The organism is Acinetobacter sp. NyZ410, assembly GCF_022828975.1.
Classification (GTDB): domain Bacteria; phylum Pseudomonadota; class Gammaproteobacteria; order Pseudomonadales; family Moraxellaceae; genus Acinetobacter; species Acinetobacter guillouiae.
Window position 1 is genome coordinate 116,189 of the sequence record NZ_CP094620.1, and the last position, 16,726, is coordinate 132,914.

The 16,726-nt window shown below is 39.0% G+C and carries 15 protein-coding genes; 8 read left to right on the plus strand and 7 right to left on the minus strand.

The genetic code is table 11. The annotated features are described in order from the left end of the window. Positions 1-40: 40 nt before the first annotated feature. Complete coding sequence (ribBA, locus tag MTO68_RS00485; RefSeq protein ID WP_244014596.1) at positions 41-1,162, minus strand: bifunctional 3,4-dihydroxy-2-butanone-4-phosphate synthase/GTP cyclohydrolase II; 1,122 nt, start codon at positions 1,160-1,162, stop codon at positions 41-43. A 567-nt stretch (positions 1,163-1,729) separates the two neighbouring features. After that, positions 1,730-3,016 (minus strand): hypothetical protein, encoded by a 1,287-nt coding sequence (locus MTO68_RS00490; protein WP_004818317.1) that lies wholly within the window; start codon positions 3,014-3,016, stop codon positions 1,730-1,732. A 77-nt stretch (positions 3,017-3,093) separates the two neighbouring features. Between MTO68_RS00490 and serB the strand changes: the two genes are divergently transcribed. From serB to MTO68_RS00505, 3 genes are all read left to right on the plus strand, one after another. Beyond that, positions 3,094-4,314 (plus strand): phosphoserine phosphatase SerB, encoded by a 1,221-nt coding sequence (gene serB / locus MTO68_RS00495; RefSeq protein WP_004718743.1) that lies wholly within the window; start codon positions 3,094-3,096, stop codon positions 4,312-4,314. A gap of 430 nt (positions 4,315-4,744) precedes the next feature. Continuing rightward, positions 4,745-5,059 carry a ciprofloxacin tolerance protein AciT gene (aciT, locus tag MTO68_RS00500; protein WP_004818318.1) on the plus strand — a complete coding sequence of 105 codons (315 nt, stop codon included), beginning with the start codon at positions 4,745-4,747 and terminating at the stop codon, positions 5,057-5,059. Between the two features lie 216 nt (positions 5,060-5,275). Beyond that, positions 5,276-5,755 (plus strand): SCP2 sterol-binding domain-containing protein, encoded by a 480-nt coding sequence (locus tag MTO68_RS00505; RefSeq protein ID WP_004718739.1) that lies wholly within the window; start codon positions 5,276-5,278, stop codon positions 5,753-5,755. A 94-nt stretch (positions 5,756-5,849) separates the two neighbouring features. Here MTO68_RS00505 and dtd read toward each other — a convergent pair whose 3' ends face one another. Then, positions 5,850-6,290 carry a D-aminoacyl-tRNA deacylase gene (dtd, locus tag MTO68_RS00510; protein ID WP_244014608.1) on the minus strand — a complete coding sequence of 147 codons (441 nt, stop codon included), beginning with the start codon at positions 6,288-6,290 and terminating at the stop codon, positions 5,850-5,852. Between the two features lie 279 nt (positions 6,291-6,569). Here dtd and pncB point away from each other — a divergent pair, with 279 nt between their 5' ends. The 3 genes from pncB to asd all read left to right on the plus strand — a co-directional run bounded on the left by pncB (position 6,570) and on the right by asd (position 9,585). Continuing rightward, positions 6,570-7,796, plus strand: coding sequence for a nicotinate phosphoribosyltransferase (gene pncB / locus MTO68_RS00515; protein ID WP_244014610.1), 1,227 nt, complete (start codon positions 6,570-6,572; stop codon positions 7,794-7,796). Positions 7,797-7,888: 92 nt separating this feature from the next. Beyond that, positions 7,889-8,737 carry a rhodanese-like domain-containing protein gene (locus MTO68_RS00520; protein ID WP_035371610.1) on the plus strand — a complete coding sequence of 283 codons (849 nt, stop codon included), beginning with the start codon at positions 7,889-7,891 and terminating at the stop codon, positions 8,735-8,737. Continuing rightward, positions 8,734-9,585: an archaetidylserine decarboxylase gene (gene asd / locus MTO68_RS00525; protein WP_244014611.1), complete on the plus strand. Its 852-nt coding sequence runs from the start codon at positions 8,734-8,736 to the stop codon at positions 9,583-9,585. Before MTO68_RS00520 ends, asd begins: the two co-directional genes overlap by 4 nt. Before the next feature lie 51 nt (positions 9,586-9,636). Here asd and MTO68_RS00530 read toward each other — a convergent pair whose 3' ends face one another. The 4 genes from MTO68_RS00530 to MTO68_RS00545 all read right to left on the minus strand — a co-directional run bounded on the left by MTO68_RS00530 (position 9,637) and on the right by MTO68_RS00545 (position 13,135). Next, entirely contained in the window at positions 9,637-10,068 is a 432-nt protein-coding gene (locus tag MTO68_RS00530) for a hypothetical protein (protein ID WP_244014613.1), read from the minus strand. A gap of 24 nt (positions 10,069-10,092) precedes the next feature. After that, positions 10,093-11,451, minus strand: a complete 1,359-nt coding sequence (gene phoR, locus MTO68_RS00535; RefSeq protein ID WP_004718725.1) for a phosphate regulon sensor histidine kinase PhoR — start codon at positions 11,449-11,451, stop codon at positions 10,093-10,095. A gap of 25 nt (positions 11,452-11,476) precedes the next feature. Then, positions 11,477-12,187, minus strand: coding sequence for a phosphate regulon transcriptional regulator PhoB (gene phoB / locus MTO68_RS00540; protein ID WP_004718724.1), 711 nt, complete (start codon positions 12,185-12,187; stop codon positions 11,477-11,479). A 273-nt stretch (positions 12,188-12,460) separates the two neighbouring features. Continuing rightward, positions 12,461-13,135 (minus strand): TetR/AcrR family transcriptional regulator, encoded by a 675-nt coding sequence (locus tag MTO68_RS00545; RefSeq protein ID WP_004718721.1) that lies wholly within the window; start codon positions 13,133-13,135, stop codon positions 12,461-12,463. A 212-nt stretch (positions 13,136-13,347) separates the two neighbouring features. Between MTO68_RS00545 and MTO68_RS00550 the strand changes: the two genes are divergently transcribed. Together MTO68_RS00550 and MTO68_RS00555 are read left to right on the plus strand one after the other, a co-directional pair. After that, positions 13,348-14,193, plus strand: coding sequence for an SDR family NAD(P)-dependent oxidoreductase (locus MTO68_RS00550; RefSeq protein ID WP_004818325.1), 846 nt, complete (start codon positions 13,348-13,350; stop codon positions 14,191-14,193). Between the two features lie 319 nt (positions 14,194-14,512). Next, positions 14,513-16,669, plus strand: a complete 2,157-nt coding sequence (locus tag MTO68_RS00555; RefSeq protein ID WP_244014615.1) for a hypothetical protein — start codon at positions 14,513-14,515, stop codon at positions 16,667-16,669. Positions 16,670-16,726: the final 57 nt, after the last annotated feature.

The following is a 16,726-nucleotide window of genomic DNA, read 5'->3' on the forward strand; positions in this document are numbered from 1 at the left end:
TAAAAACCTAACTGAGCAATAAATGCAGTCTGATTAAAAATTATTGACCCGTTTTTTGCTCAGCAGTGATGTATTCCACCACTTCTAAATTAAAGCCTGATAATGCATTGAAACGTAATGGTGAGCTAAGAAGTTTCATCTTTTCAACACCAAGATCACGTAAAATTTGTGCACCAACACCAATTGTTTGGTATTGCTGTGAAAGTGCAGCATTTGATTTTGTTGGTTTTGGCTTACCAAGTTCTGCCAAAGCAGGGCCTAAGTCAGATAGATGACGTTGACCAATCCAGACCAAAACCCCTCGATCACTCTCGGCAATCGTTTTGAGTGCTTTATCTAGGTTCCAAGCAGGCTCACCATCTTTTTTATTGAGTTTCAATAAATCACGTACAGGGTTGAAACCATGTACACGGACAGTTGTCACCCCTTGTTTCGGTTCACCTTTAACCAAAGCCAAATGAATGTCTGGATTACCAATTTCACGGTAACGGTATAAATCAAAGGTACCGTATTCAGTATCTATACTTTGTTGATCCAAACGTTCTACGGTTTGTTCATTGGTCATACGATAATGAATCAGATCAGCAATTGTACCAATTTTTAAGCCATGTTTCTCAGCAAATACTTCAAGATCTGGACGACGTGCCATCGTGCCATCTTCATTGATAATTTCACAAATCACCGACGCAGGCTCTAAACCCGCTAAACGAGATAAGTCACAGCCAGCTTCAGTATGTCCAGCACGGTGTAATACACCACCTGGTTGTGCCATCAATGGGAAGATATGCCCAGGTTGTACAATATCAGCAGGTTTGGCATGTGCTGCAACTGCAGTTTGAATGGTATGGGCACGTTCTGCGGCAGAAATACCAGTGGTAATCCCATTTGCAGCTTCAATAGAAAGCGTGAAGTTTGTACTGTGTTGTGCGCCATTATGGTCGACCATTAATGGTAGATCGAGTTGCTTACAGCGGTCACGACTCAGTGTTAGGCATACAAGACCACGAGCATGGGTGATCATAAAGTTGATGTCTTCAGGGCGTACGTGTGTTGCAGCAATGACTAAATCGCCTTCATTTTCACGATCTTCGTCATCCATGAGGATAACCATTTTACCTGCACGGATATCTGCTACAAGCTCTTCAACAGTATTGAGCGGCATCAACCTTCACCTTTTTGTTCTGTCGTATGACATTTTCATTGAGTACATTCGGAGCATAGTCTAACGTGTTTTTACGTATTTTGCCTATGCTTATCATCTTCCTTTGAGATAGATAGTTATACACAAGCTTGTAGGGCAATGAAAAGAGAAGAAAATTGAAACATTGCGATTTAGTATAAAGATCAGGGTCTGTTGATAATTCGTCTACGTTTGCGACTACGTGTGTTTTTTAGGCGATACTAGGCGCGAAGTGTGAAATTTAGTCATTCTAAATGAGTAGTTCGTAACGACGTAGCGGCAAAAAACACGCTAGTCCCGAAGGGTTGTTGCTAAAATTATCTCAGCCTACGTTATGAAACTCGAAAATAGCCTCGCTATTCTCATTCATGCTTTAGACGTATACGTCTCATGTTCAATTTTAACCTACAACGCAAACCATTTATGAAATGTCAGCAGACCCCAGAAACTCATTTCGAAAAAAATAAGATTAACTTATCGGAAATTGAGCGTAATAAAAGAAAAACCCTCGCACTTTAAAAAAGAGGAGGGTTAATAGATGGTAAATACTTAATTCTCTGAGATTGCTTCAGAATTCGGTGTATTTTTCTTACCTTTTAAAATCTCAGTACGAATATTTTGTGCAAGTTCAGCACAGTCATTATTCATACCATTGATCATAAATGAGTGACGGGTCAACACATTGGTTGGATTTGGTAAGGCAACCAATTGATAACAATCACCAATATGCTTGAGTTGATCATTGCTTAAATACAATGCCATTTCTTTGGCAATTAAATGATTCACCAAGCGTTCAGCCGCTTGAGATGCATCAAGTTGCATCGCTTCTACTGAGGTGGTAACCGCACAACGTGTCTGTAACACAAAGCGCTTGTCTTCACGGTAACGTTTATACAGAACTTCTGACAATAATTGAAATACCGAACCAACCATTAATATAGATTGTGCTGCATTGGGTGTTTCAGCATCAATACTCAGGATTGCGCCATTCTGATTAAACTCTTGATGAATGGTGAAATCTTTTGCATTCAATTTGAAATGCTGTGCGCAAAGTTCAATACTTTTATTCAGAAAAATCTGACATAAATTAAAATAAGGCAATGAAACCGACTGGTTGACCGTATTCATCAGTTGCTTTGGATCATAGTACTGAATATTCAGTGCCAAAATCTCTTGGTCATTTTCCAGTGTCGCGGTTACAGGCGTTTTGGGTTCAGGTTTTGCTTTGGCTTGCGCTTGTTGTTGAGCTTGGGCAATCGCAATCGTGCGGTTGGCTTTCTCCGCTTCAAGTGCTTCAGTCAGTTGTTGAATTTCGTGTTTTAAGCGGGCTTCATTGTTGATGCGAGCCAAAAATTCACTGCGCGTTGGGCGAGCGATGGCACGGTAGGCCAACCATAAAAAGGTATGAATTAATAAGGACACTAAAATAGCCAGCCATTGGGTCCGTAAAATTTCACCAATACTTGGCTTGATCAAGGTAATTTCAATTGTGCCGACTTTTTTCTCGTTCTGTAATGCATCACGAACAAAAACTTCACCTTGACGAGTTTTTGCCATACCACTGGTTGCCAGCACTTGTTTTTTAGCATCCAGTATTCGAATCGAAGCCACGCTTGGATTGGTCGCATAGCGATTTGCCAACAGCGCCAATGACACCGTATTTGCGGGTTCGAGTTCAGATAGGCTGTCCGTGACCAATTGGCTGGTCATGAGTTGGCCTTGGCTGGCACGGTTTTCATTCAACTGATGTGTTGTTGCAACTACCAATAAAAAGGTATGAAATGCAAAACTTACAATAAGTAGGCTAGCAAATAGCCCTTGTCTTGGCGCATTCAACGTAAACTTCCAAAGCAAAAAATTTCGATTTCGATTATGATTCTTCCAATTGTTGTAGCTCAGACCCGAGTCAATTCATGCGAGAAATCATTCTTATTTCATTTTTAGGACCTGACCAACCCAATCAGTTTACTCGATTAATGCAAGTGTTGTCCGTACATTCTTTGCAAATATTAGATGTAGGACAGGCGGTCATCCATAATCAATTGACTTTAGGTATTGTAGTGTCGTCAAACGATCAAACTGCAACAGCTTTAGCCATGAAAGACATCCTTATTTTAGCACATGATATTGGTTTAACTGTTCGTTTTAAGCCGATTTCAGGCGCAGAATATGACCAATGGGTGAGTGAAGGTGGGCGCACACGTTATATCGTGACCGCTTTAGCACCAGAGCTCACAGCCGAACATCTACAAGCGGTAACCAATATTGTTTCAAGTCAAGGTTTTAACATTGAAACAGTGACGCGCTTGTCGGGTCGTCCCGAACGTAATGGACACCAAGATGGGCTGAAACGTTCATGTGTTCAATTCGGTTTGAGTGGGCAAATGCTGGATGCACAGGCGATGCGTGCCGCATGTTTACGGCTTTCTGCTGAATTAAATATTGATGTCGCGGTGCAGGAAGACAATGCCTATCGTCGTAATCGTCGCTTAGTCTGCTTCGACATGGACTCAACTTTGATTGAGCAAGAAGTGATTGACGAACTTGCTAAAGAAGCAGGGGTGGGCGATAAAGTCGCTGAAATCACTGAACGTGCAATGCAAGGGGAGTTGGATTTTCAACAAAGTTTCCGTGCACGCGTTGCGTTACTTAAAGGCCTTGATGCCACAGTATTGCCTCAAATTGCTGAACGACTAACCGTGACAGAAGGTGCCGAGCGGTTAATCTCGACACTGAAATCATTGGGTTATAAAACTGCGATTTTATCTGGTGGTTTTCAGTACTTTGCTGAATATCTACAAGAAAAATTGGGCATTGATGAAGTGCATGCCAATATCCTCGATGTTGAAAATGGTGTCGTGACAGGTGAGGTTAAAGGCCATATCGTTGATGGCGCGCGCAAGGCGTATCTATTGACTGAGTTGGCTGGGAAAATGGGGATTTCACCTGAGCAAGCGATTGCGGTTGGAGATGGTGCAAACGATTTACCGATGCTTTCAATTGCAGGGCTCGGAGTCGCATTCCGTGCGAAACCTGTGGTTCGTCAAAATGCCAATCAGGCCATTTCAAGTGTAGGTCTAGATGGTGTGCTTTATCTTTTAGGCGTGCATGATAAAGATTTGTCCCGTGCTTAAATGACATGGGTTATATTGCAGAATCATGACAAATAGCGACTTTAAGTCGCTATTTTTTATTTGAAAATGAATCACTTTGCTGCCATTCGCGCTCAATAAAACAGCTTGATAAAAATATTCGTTTTAGAACTTAAAAAAAGTTTTTCAGGGATTAAAAGCTGTGTGTATTTTTTTGTAATGACACTGCATGATTGATGGTAATTAGATTGTGAGAAAAACAGGATTCTTAAAAAATGTAATGACAAATGAATGTTGCGACAAAGTGTGTCGTTTAACCAGAAAACAGCGCTTTCCTTCTCTTAAAAACTATACATAATGCAAAGCATAAGCTTCTATAAGGTGATTTAAGAAAAATTATAAAGCTTGAAATTGTTGTGAAACACCTATTTAAACGGTTTTTTTATAAGGCATCATTTTGACGGAGGTTGTTATGGTATCAACAACATTTGCAACATTGATTGGATTCGGTCTAATTGCTGCAGCGTTGGCTACCGTTTTCTTTTCCCCTTATCGTCATTGGTTAGGGTTTATGTTTGCAGGCATGATCTTCTGGGGCACCTTGGAAGCAATGCGTTATAGTGTACAGAACATCTTTGATATTTCGGTCGCATATAGCTATTTAACCGCGATTATGTTGGCGATGTCAGCATTGATTGCACTCTTATTGCGTGAAGACAGTCGTGCACAAAAAGCATTGGCAAATCGCCAATATATTGAACATACCCCAGTCTATGAAGATGAATAAGTTTTGAGTGAAAACTTCAGTCAATATGAACGCTAAGATAACAATAGTGACTTTAATTACACGAAAAAAATCAATTTAGACATTCCAAGGTATATCATAATGGTATACCTTTTTTTCAGTTTATACTTTGCTCTGAAAGCCATGTCTACGCAATGACAAGTTATGCTAGGATGAGCAAATTCGAATCTAATTTAAAAAACAACAGGCTTAAATGTCATGAAACTTTCTGCAATTCCAGTTGTGAAGTTACCAATCGTTGATGCAAGTACAGATCCACTGGATTTGCTTGTATTGGGTTTAGCACTTCGTATGAAACAATTGGCTCGTACTAGTCCAAAATTTATTGAATTGACTCATGACCGTCAGTTCCGTATTCAGATTGGTACTGACTTGGGCGTGGCACGCCAAATTATTGTGAACAATGGTCAAATTGATACAGTTTCAGGTGCTGAACAAAAAGCTGATTTTGTTTTACAGTTTGCTGACAGTGAGCAAGGTGTAAAAACTTTGGTAAAAGGCGATCCAACAGCTTTTATGACGGGTATGCAAAACGGCAGCATCAAAATGGAAGGCGATTTCAGTTTGTTGGTCTGGTTTAACCAAGTGGCTAAACTGATTCCACCAAAAGTTCCAAAACCAGTAAAAGACAAAATTAAATTGGCACGCCAATTTTTAAAAGAGAAGATTGGACGCTAAGCGAATCGAAAATCTTAAAAAGCCCGATCAGATCGGGCTTTTTAAGATTTAAACATTGGCATTAAGCTCAAAATTTTGATTATTCAGCTTTTAATTATTCAACTTCTAAGTTAAAGGTCACAGGCCCATCATTGACCAAATGCACTTTCATATCCGCTGCGAAAATACCCGTCTCAACATTTTTAAATTGTGATCGAGCATAATCAACCAGTTGTTGATACAGTGCCTGAGCTTCAGCGGGCGGCATGGCCGGCCCAAAGTCTGGACGCAAGCCTTTTTGCGTTTGTGCCATTAAGGTGAATTGAGAGACCAATAAAATCCCACCATTGGCTTGGCTGATGTTCCAGCCCATTTTGCCTTGTTCGTCATCAAAGAAACGATACTTCAAAATTTTATCAATTAATTTTTGACCTTTTTCAAAATTATCTTCCTTCGCTAAGCCTAGAAAAACCAAAATTCCTTTTTGAATTTCGCCAGTGGTTTCACCATCAACAACGACTTTGGCTTCTAACACTCTTTGTAATAATGCGCGCATATAAACAATAAGACTAAAATACGATAGCGCTATTCTAACAGGGAAAACCCAGCAAGATGATGCGAGTACGCTATTGGTGAAAAGTTGAAGCTATTGATAAGCTTTTGAATAAAAATAGAATTTATTAAATTATCATATGAGTAGATAAATTGAAAAAATAATTCTGCTGAGATTTATGTTGAGCTTAACTGAAAATATAGTTCATCACTTATAAATGATTACGTTATCTCAGCGAAAAATATGCTTTAATAAAAACAGCATAGCGAAATTAAAATAGATATGGCGCCAATCATCCAATCCTTGCTCGATACAGATTTATATAAATTTACCATGTTACAAGTGGTGCTACATAAATTTCCTCAAACGCACAGTGTGTATCACTTTCGCTGTCGTAATCTAGATGCTACGGTTTATCCCCTGACGGATATTCTGGATGATTTGAACGAGCAGCTCGATCATCTCTGCTTACTCAAATTCCAAGAAGATGAATTGCAATATTTACGCAGTATGCGTTTTATCAAAAGTGATTTTGTCGACTATTTAGAATTATTCCAACTCAAACGCCGTTTTATTAAAGCGGGTATTGATGAACAAGGCCGTTTAGACATTTGGGTTGAAGGCCCAATGGTTCAAGCGATGATGTTTGAAATTTTTGTTCTGGCGATTGTCAATGAACTCTATTTTAGCCGGATTCGTAATGATGACATTTATGTTGAAGGTGAACGTCGTTTACAAGCCAAAGTTGAATTATTAAAGAAATTTGAGCAGCAACAAGGCACTCAATCTCCTCCATTTTTAGTCTCAGATTTTGGTACTCGTCGTCGTTATAGTCTAGATTGGCAAAGACATGTGATCCAGACCTTCCATGCAGCTGTACCCAATGTGTTTAGAGGTACCAGTAATGTCCTTTTGGCAAAGGAATTAAATATTCATCCAATTGGAACCATGGCGCATGAGTTTCTACAAGCATTCCAAGCGCTAGATGTCCGCTTAAGAGATTTTCAAAAAGCGGCTTTAGAAACCTGGGTACAAGAATATCGTGGTGATTTGGGCATTGCCTTGACCGATGTGGTCGGTATGGATGCATTCTTACAAGATTTTGATTTGTATTTTGCCAAGTTATTCGATGGCTTACGTCATGACAGTGGTGACCCATTTGAATGGGGCGATAAAGCTTATCAGCACTACCGAAAACTAAAAATTGATACTAAAACCAAGATGCTAACCTTTAGTGATGGATTAGATATTGAACGTGCATGGGCGTTGTATCAATACTTTAAAGATCGTTTTCAAGTCAGTTTTGGTATTGGTACCAATTTGACCAATGATATGGGACAAACGCCACTCAATATTGTGTTAAAACTGGTGGAGTGTAATGGTCAATCGGTGGCGAAAATTTCAGATAGTCCCGGAAAAACCATGACGGATAACGATACTTTCTTGGCTTACTTACGACAGGTCTTTGAAATACCTGAAGTTGTCGAAGCAGTGAAAATTGATATCTGAATTTTTGCTAAAAGAATGTGAAAAATCAGCATATTGGTAAAAAACACTGTGCTAAGATCATTTGTGCTCAAGGTCTTAAAATAGAAAAACGTATGACTACATCAGCCTTTAACTTCGAATTACTCATAGAAGCAGAACAACTTGTGCCATTTTTAGGGCATGACAAAATTCGTATTGTCGATCTAAGTCGTAGCTCTGTGTATGATCAATTACATATTCCACATGCCTTACATGTTAAACCACAACTGTTGGTTCGACAGGAAGAACAAGCTTCAGGGTTATTGCCCGATGAGGACGGTTTAAAAGCGCTGATTGAGTATTTAAACATCTCTCCCGAACATCATGTTGTGGTCTACGATGATGAAGGTGGTGCTTGGGCTGGGCGTTTGATTTGGAATTTACATTGCCTTGGTTTTTATAATACTAGCCTCCTCAATGGCGGAATTCATGCATGGTTGGCAGCAGGCTACCCGACTTCGGCTGAAGCGGAAAGCTTTAGCAAAGTTGAACCCTTAGTTACTGTCAATTTACAACATCTTGATCAACACCGAATTGAATATGCCAAACTGTTGCAAAAGGTTGAACAGCAAGCGATTCAAGTTTGGGATTGTCGAACTTCAGAAGAATATACGGGACAGCGTTTGGCAGCGCGACGCGGCGGTCACATTCCAAGTGCACAACATTTTGAATGGAGTACTGCAATTAATCGTCAAAATCATTTAAAATTGCATCCTCTAGAACGCACGCAACAACGTCTAGAACAATTAGGCTTTCAATTTGACCAGCCTGTGGTGGTGTACTGTCAGTCACATCATCGTTCTGGTCTGGCTTATATCTTGGGTCGGTTATTGGATTGGAATATTCAAGCCTATGATGGTGCGTGGAGCGAGTGGGGCAACCGCCTCGATAGTCCAATTATTACTGGAGAATCACCTGCGTGAGTCTTACATCAGCGTTAAAAAAACAAATTTTTATCCAAGCACAAAAAGTCATTCCGCAACAGCAACTCAGCCGTGTTGTTGGTAAAGTTGCAGCCAGTGAAAATCCAATTGTTAAAAATTTAGCGATTCAAGCATTTAAAGCACAGTACGGAATAGACCTTTCTATTGCTGAGCAAAGTGATGCTTTAAAATATAAATCATTCAATGAATTTTTTACCCGTGCTTTAAAAGACGGTGTCCGAGAAATTGACACAGATCAGACCAGTATTGTCTCTCCAGCAGATGGTGCAATTTCTCAGTTGGGTAAAATTAAAGATGGTGATGTATTTCAAGCCAAAGGCCAAAGTTTTTCTGTAGACAAATTGATTGGCGATCCGCAATTGGCTGCACCATTTATCAATGGTGAATTTGCCACGGTTTATTTGTCACCACGTGATTATCACCGTGTTCATATGCCATTTGCAGGAACATTGACCGAAACCTTGTATATCCCAGGTGAGTTATTTTCTGTAAACCAAACGACAGCAGAGAATATTCCAGGTTTATTTGCGCGTAATGAGCGTATGATATGTTTGTTTGATACCGAATTAGGACGTATGGCGGTTGTTCTGGTGGGTGCAATGATCGTGGCAGGAATTGAAACTGTGGCGACTGGTAAAGTAAAACCAACAGGGCGTTTAGAGTTAAACCAGCATGATTTAGCCTTAGAAAAGGGTGCTGAACTTGGTCGTTTTTATTTAGGTTCAACCGCAGTTGTATTGTTTGAACAGAATAAAATCACTTGGGATGAACAGTTTAAGGCCAATTCTATTGTGGTGATGGGTGAAGCTTTAGGGCACACCGTTTAATTTGCTTGTTCTATGATGAGGTGCACTTTCTGTTGTAGAAAGTCACCGAGTCTAAAGCCTTATGGCATTGAAATAAGACAGCTTTAAAGCCTGTGCATCTGCTAAGGCATTGTGTGGGTTTTCAGAGGCAACATGGGTTTCGATTGGGTCCTGCATCCATAACTGCATGGTCAGCGGAGGGGTTCGGATACATTTTCCTGCAGAAAGTACCAGACTACGGGTAAACAAGGCAAAGTCTTCTGGCCAATCTGCCACAATTTCAAGACTTGTATATTGAGATAAATAAAGCTGTAAGCGACTTTGAAATTGCGCTAATGAAATCGGTTTTTGATTTAAACGAGGCATGACATGGTCTTTAACCCAAGTAATTGGGTCAGCGCATTCTAAAACTTCATAAAAATGTTGATTATTCTCATCAACCAATGCCAGCGAAATTAATTCACCACCAAAGCCATTAAATTCACAATCTAGAAATAGTTTCATTCGAATTAATCAAAAAATCAAATATTAACCTGCAAAATCAAGGCGCTCTTTGGGGAAAACCACTCTAAAAATAGAACCCCGATTTTCTTTAGAATCAATTTCTAAATACGCATTATGTTGCATTAAAACATGCTTCACAATGGCAAGCCCTAAACCTGTTCCACCCGTTTGGCGGCTTCGTGCGCTGTCTACGCGATAAAAGCGTTCGGTTAAACGTGGAATATGTTTTGGATCAATCCCGATCCCGGTATCTTCAACAGTGAAATAACCATGTTCACTGTCATCATGCCAGCCGATTGTAACTGTGCCACCTTTAGGGGTGTATTTAATCGCATTGGTGATTAAATTACTAAACGCACTGGCAAGCTCTGCATCAGAACCAATTAAGTCACAATGACTGTCGATATCTAAATTTAAAGTATGGCCATAATCGACATTGTAGGCTTGTGCATCATCAAAAAGCTGATTCATCAAATTCGGCATATCGATGATTTGATTTTTTGCGACTTGTTTATTGCCTTCCAAACGTGAAAGCAAGAGTAAGTCATTGACCAACGCATTCATTCGACGTGTTTGCGATTGCATCTGTTCAAAGGCACGTTTCCAGCGCGGATTTAAATCTTCTTGGTCGGTAAAAGTTTCGATATAACCACTGAGTACAGTCAACGGGGTACGAAGTTCATGTGAAATATTGTCGACAAAGTCTTTGCGCATCTGTTCCAGATTATGTACACGTGTGACATCGTAAGCAACGAGCAAACGACTTTCACTGCCGAAGCGTGTCAGTTTAATCTGTACATAATGCTCTTCATAAACCGAAGATTTTATTTTAATGCCATCTGGAGATTGGTCGATATTATTAAAATATTCAATAAAGCTCGGCTGACGGATAATGGTCAAGATATTACGGCCACGATCTAGCGGTTGAATGCCCAACAGTCTTTCCGCAGCAGGATTCCACCATTCAATTTGATGTAATTCATCCGTTAAAACCACAGCTTCTGCTAAAGCTATCAGTGAGGATTGCGCACGATCAATCAATCCGACCATTTCAGCTTGAACAACCCGTTCTTGGCGTTGAGCACGATAAACATTAAAAAGTAGTGCACCCCAGATACCTTCTAGATTGGGCGGAGAATCGTAAGGACGATTCGAAATCCATTCATTGACCAAGTATAAAGAGCGTAATTGAAACAGAAAAAAAACAGCAAAACCGATGGAAATACAAATCCAAAAATACCCTATCCCTAAACCAATAAATCCGCCAATGATGAGTAAAAAACCAAGTAGGCGTAGATCTTGTTTTGCAAATTCCCACAAGCTACTGTAACGGAATTTTTTATGTTCTCGTGCAAGATCTGGGACGGGGTAGGGTTCATACATAGAAATTTATTTACCTTGAGAATGCTTAACCTAAAGCAACATCTGCACGGGTAGAGAAGCGATAACCCGTTCCACGTACAGTTTGTACGTAGCGATCAGCACCATAAGGTTCAAGCACTTTACGTAAGCGACGGATGTGTACGTCTATGGTACGGTCTTCAATATACACGTTACCACCCCATACCTGATCAAGTAACTGGGCACGTGTATAAGCACGTTCAGGATGTGTCATAAAGAATGCCAATAGGCGGTATTCTGTTGGACCCATTTCTAAAATATTATCACTAAAACTAACACGTTGGCTCACTGGATCAAGTATTAATCCATTGGCATCAATGGTTTTTTCGCCACTGAGTGCATTGGCACGACGAAGGACAGCTTTGATACGCGAAACCAATTCACGGGTAGAGAATGGTTTGGTCATATAGTCGTCTGCACCAGCATCAAGACCTTGAACTTTATGGTCTTCTTCACCACGCGCTGTCAACATGATGACTGGAATTTCTGCCAAGTTTTCATCACGTTTTAAGCGACGACATAAGTCTACACCGCTCACACCGCCAGGCATCATCCAATCGAGTAAAATCAAAGATGGTCGTTGGTCAACAATCATTTGATGGGCTTGTTTTGCATCTTCAGCTTGCAGGCATTGAAAACCTGCCATATCCAATGAGGTATGAATCATTTCTCGAATCGGAAGTTCGTCATCGACGATTAATATATAGTCATCTTTCACAACGCAATATCCTATGTATGAACGGTGTACCGTCTTTTATTTATGACAGGCTTATTACAAAGATTAATTATGACAGTATCATTGCAAAAAGAAGATGTTGACGAATTTTTGCAAAAAAATGTGACAAATAATCGTTGATATGATGAATAATCCATGACATTTTTAAATAAATGTTCCATTTTGAGAAAAAAAATTTATTTAAACGGAACATAAAAATGCGCTATTTGACAGTTTTGTGACGATTTTATGACAGTTTTGTGCAGGCTAAAAAGCTTATTTAGATGAAAATGAATCAATCAGCGATATAAATACAATTTCACATGCTGAGACAATTTCTTCAAGCGATTGTTTAAATCCGCCCATGACCCAGCGAACCGCAATTTGAGTCACATAGCCATTTAAACCTGTGGCTACCAAGGAAATTTCTTGTTCACTACGTTCAATATGCGGCATCATCAGGGTGACAAAGGAGTGAATTAATCGGTCAAAACGGCCCATCGTTTCATGGATCGTGGCATGATTATGCAGCTCTTGAACCAGCATGGCATCGATATAAATAATACGCGCCACACGTGGATCATTTTTTAACATGGTAAAGATTGCAGTTAAGCCACCACGGATCATATTTTTAGGATCAGGTGCTGCTTGCATGACGCCTTGCATCACGGTTTGTTGTAATTGTTCAATCAGTTGTAGAAAGATGACTTGGAACAGTTCTTCACTTTTTTTAAAGGACTCATAAAAATAACGTTCAGTTAGCTTGGCTTCATTACAAATATCTTTGACGGTGACAGAAAAAAAGCCATGCGTACCATAAGCTTCAATCCCTGCTTCGATCAGCTTTTCTCGACGTGCAAGTTTCCGCTCAGATAAGGACATGCCTTTAAATTGACGCTCTTTGGCAGCTTTATTTATAGTTTTCTTTTCAGTGGAAAGTGGTTCATTCATTGTAAAAAATTACTCGTGTCATATTTGATTGTCACAAAGAAGCGCTTATTTTAGCAATAAAAGCCATTGAAACCTATTCTAGAATTTTTGTATAAAAAAACATCGGCTAAATCATAATATAATATTGACAATAATGATTGTCAAAATTATATTGAGCAAGTGAGCTGCACATCACTCTGAATGCTTTGTGCGGGTTTAAAAAAGGATAGACAATGAAAAATTTTAAAAACAAAGTCGCTGCAATTACTGGTGCTGGCTCTGGTATGGGACAACAACTTGCTATTTTATTGGCAAAAGCAGGTTGTCATTTATCTATTAGTGATGTGAATGAAAAAGGTTTAGCTGAAACCGTTGAACTGGTCAAACCATATAATGTTCGTGTGACCTCAAAGAAAGTGAACGTTGCCAAAGTTGAAGAAATGCGAGCTTGGGCTGCGGATACAGTGCAAAATCATGGTTCTGTAAACATGATTTTTAACAATGCTGGTGTGGCTTTAGGTTCTACCGTGGAAGGTGCATCTTATGACGAACTAGAATGGATTATGGATATCAATTTCTGGGGCGTTGTATACGGAACAAAAGAATTTTTACCTTATATCAAGAAAACAGGTGATGGGCATATCATCAACATTTCGAGCTTGTTTGGTTTAACCGCACAACCGACTCAATCTGCATATAATGCATCTAAATTTGCGGTACGTGGTTTTACTGAATCATTACGTCAAGAATTAGATATCGAAAAGTGTGGTGTATCGGCACTATGTGTCCATCCAGGCGGTATTCGTACCAATATTGCAAATGATGCGCGTATGAATGACAGTTTACGTTCTTTAGGAATGAATCCTGACAAATCAGCAAAAGCATTTAATAAACTATTACGTATGCCACCAGAAGATGCTGCTCAACAGATGTTGGATGCTGTACTGAAAGACAAACGTCGTTTACTTATTGGAAATGATGCAAAAACTTTGGATTTAATTCAGCGTATTTTACCGACTGGATATCAAAAAATTACAGGTTTTGCGACCAAGTTTAGTAAGAAATTAGAACCAAAATAATTGATTTGTAAAATGAAAAAACCGTCAAACTGACGGTTTTTTCATTTTAGATATTGTGAAATAATCGAATCAATTGAAAATAAAAATCAGCATGCTTTAAATTCATTAATATTCTGCGGATTGGGATTGATACAATAATTTGTTAGAATAGATCGGAAAATATTAAATTTTTTATTTTTATTATAAAGATAATTTGAATTGAGCATTTTATGAAGAAAGCCATTTTAAGCCTAAGTATAGGTATTATTTTATTCGCCTCACATTTACCTATGCTTCTACTGATCAAGAGAATGCCAGTATTTTAGACAGTGTCGCTGGCGTGCAAGACCATTCAAGTCATGATACGGCAGAAAATACAGAGCTTTATAGAGCAGAAATAGAACGACTCTACCCACAATATATCAAAGAGGATGAGGATGATCGGTTATATTCAGGTTTCTTAGCAGATTATAAATATAGAAAATTTTGGTCACAATATTTTGATCGTTCTGTGCAATATCTAGACTTATATCAAACAGCTATTCACCAAGAACACTTGCGCAAAATAGATCCTGATCTTTCTAAATTGGATGCGATGTTATATTCAGATTTAACCATTATTTATCAATCGCTTGATCAAATCCAAGAAGAATTAAAACCAGTTGTGCGTTTTAATCGTAGCATTGTTGATAACATTCGATTTGATCAACCTTATCCTTTATTGGATGAAGATCAGGCGAGTACTTATCGATCTGCATTACATGATATGAATAACATTCAAGAAGCGCAGAAGAAACAGCTCTTTCTATTAACCCAAATGATTGACAAGTACCAAGATCAGGTCGATAAGTTTGCAACAATTGTGTCTAAACGGGTAAAAAAGCAGCATGAAAAAAATATCGACGTATTGAATCGAAAAGTGGCGTTGATTGGGCACTATTTATCAGCCCAACTGCAAGGCTATGATGCATTTAAAGCGACCTATAGTGTATTAGATAGCTATGATCTTGAAGCCCATACAACCTATGCCAAAAAATTCCAACAAGCTGCACAGTCAGAACAGAATATAAAAAGAGTGAAAGCGATCATGGCTGCCATCCCTTCAGGACAGGGTCAAAGTTCAGCACCCTCGCCACAGCAAAATCAGATCAGTGATTTACAACAGGCCAGTCAATATTGTAACTATCTGTGGAATGGTGAAGAGCAGCTTGATATTGGAAGCTACTTGGGGAAAACTAAGCAACAGTACATCCATGATTGTCATGAACAAAAGATCAAGATTCAAAAATTCTATGAGAGTCAGGTCTTTTTGGAAGCTGTCCCACAGCAAACCGTTATTTTATCCAATATGAATGCAATGGGAGATTATCGTCGATATGGGGACAATCTTTACTATACAGAAACAGAGAAAAATGCAGTCTATCGATTTAATCTTGTTTCATTCAAAGAGGAACTGCTTTACCAATATGCTTTAGCTGATGATGAAACTGGTTGTATGCACAACATGTGCCGAGGTGTCGGTGCAACCGATGTGGTGTTAAGCCGTGATGGCCAAATCATGTATGTGGCATCTTTGGATTATGACCAAGTTTTTGCAATCGATTTAAAGACCAAACAGGTATTGCAAAAATTTAAAGTTGAACGTTATCCACGCAAACTATTATTGGATAAACAGGGTGAAAATCTATATGTTTACAATGGTGTAGGGAATAGTATTTCACGCATCCAGTTGAAATCAGGCAAAATCATCACAGCCGCATTGCCAGCAAATTATCAGGAACACTTTTGTCGTGAAATCGATATGGTCTTTGAACCAGACCAAAAAAGCATTCGTATTTTAGGTGATTGGGCAAATCATCCTTATATTTATATGAATACTGCGGATCTGAGTTTTTTTGAACTCAATTTTGATGTACCTGAAAAAGTTCTCTATTCCGTTGATGCGTATCGTTCAGTGGTTGAGTTTTATCAAGATTCAGAAAACCAAATTGGGATTTATGATCGACGTGTTGCAGATATTGTAAGTGTAATTAACGTCCAAGATGAACCATCTACAAATCAAGATGAGCAAGAAGACAATCGCTATACTTATCGAGAGATCTACACCAGAAGCATACCTATTTTAATGGGTTATTTAGGTGATCAATATTTGTATTATGCTGAGAAAGCCAATTTTAATCGATTCAATCAGTTAAATAGTGCCCTAGATCAACAAGATTTAGATATTTATCTACTGAATCTTGTTGACCAAACGCAAGAAAATAGCCAAAAGGTTGCATTTAAACTACCTGCCAAACATCAGAAAATTGAACTGCTGGAAAATGGAAAAATTTTAATCTTGTTTGCTGAAAGCTATCTCAATGAGCAGCAAATTTTACCGCAAGCCTTAGTCTTTGATCTGAATGATCCAGCAATTCAACAAGTGTTTGAGCGTAATAAAAGCAAGTTATTAGGGCAGTCGGAGCTCAAAGTAATTGAGCTTTATCGAAAGGATTAAAATCATCTCGATAAAGCTCAACATTATTGATTTAAATGTATGGGCAAAGTGCCGATG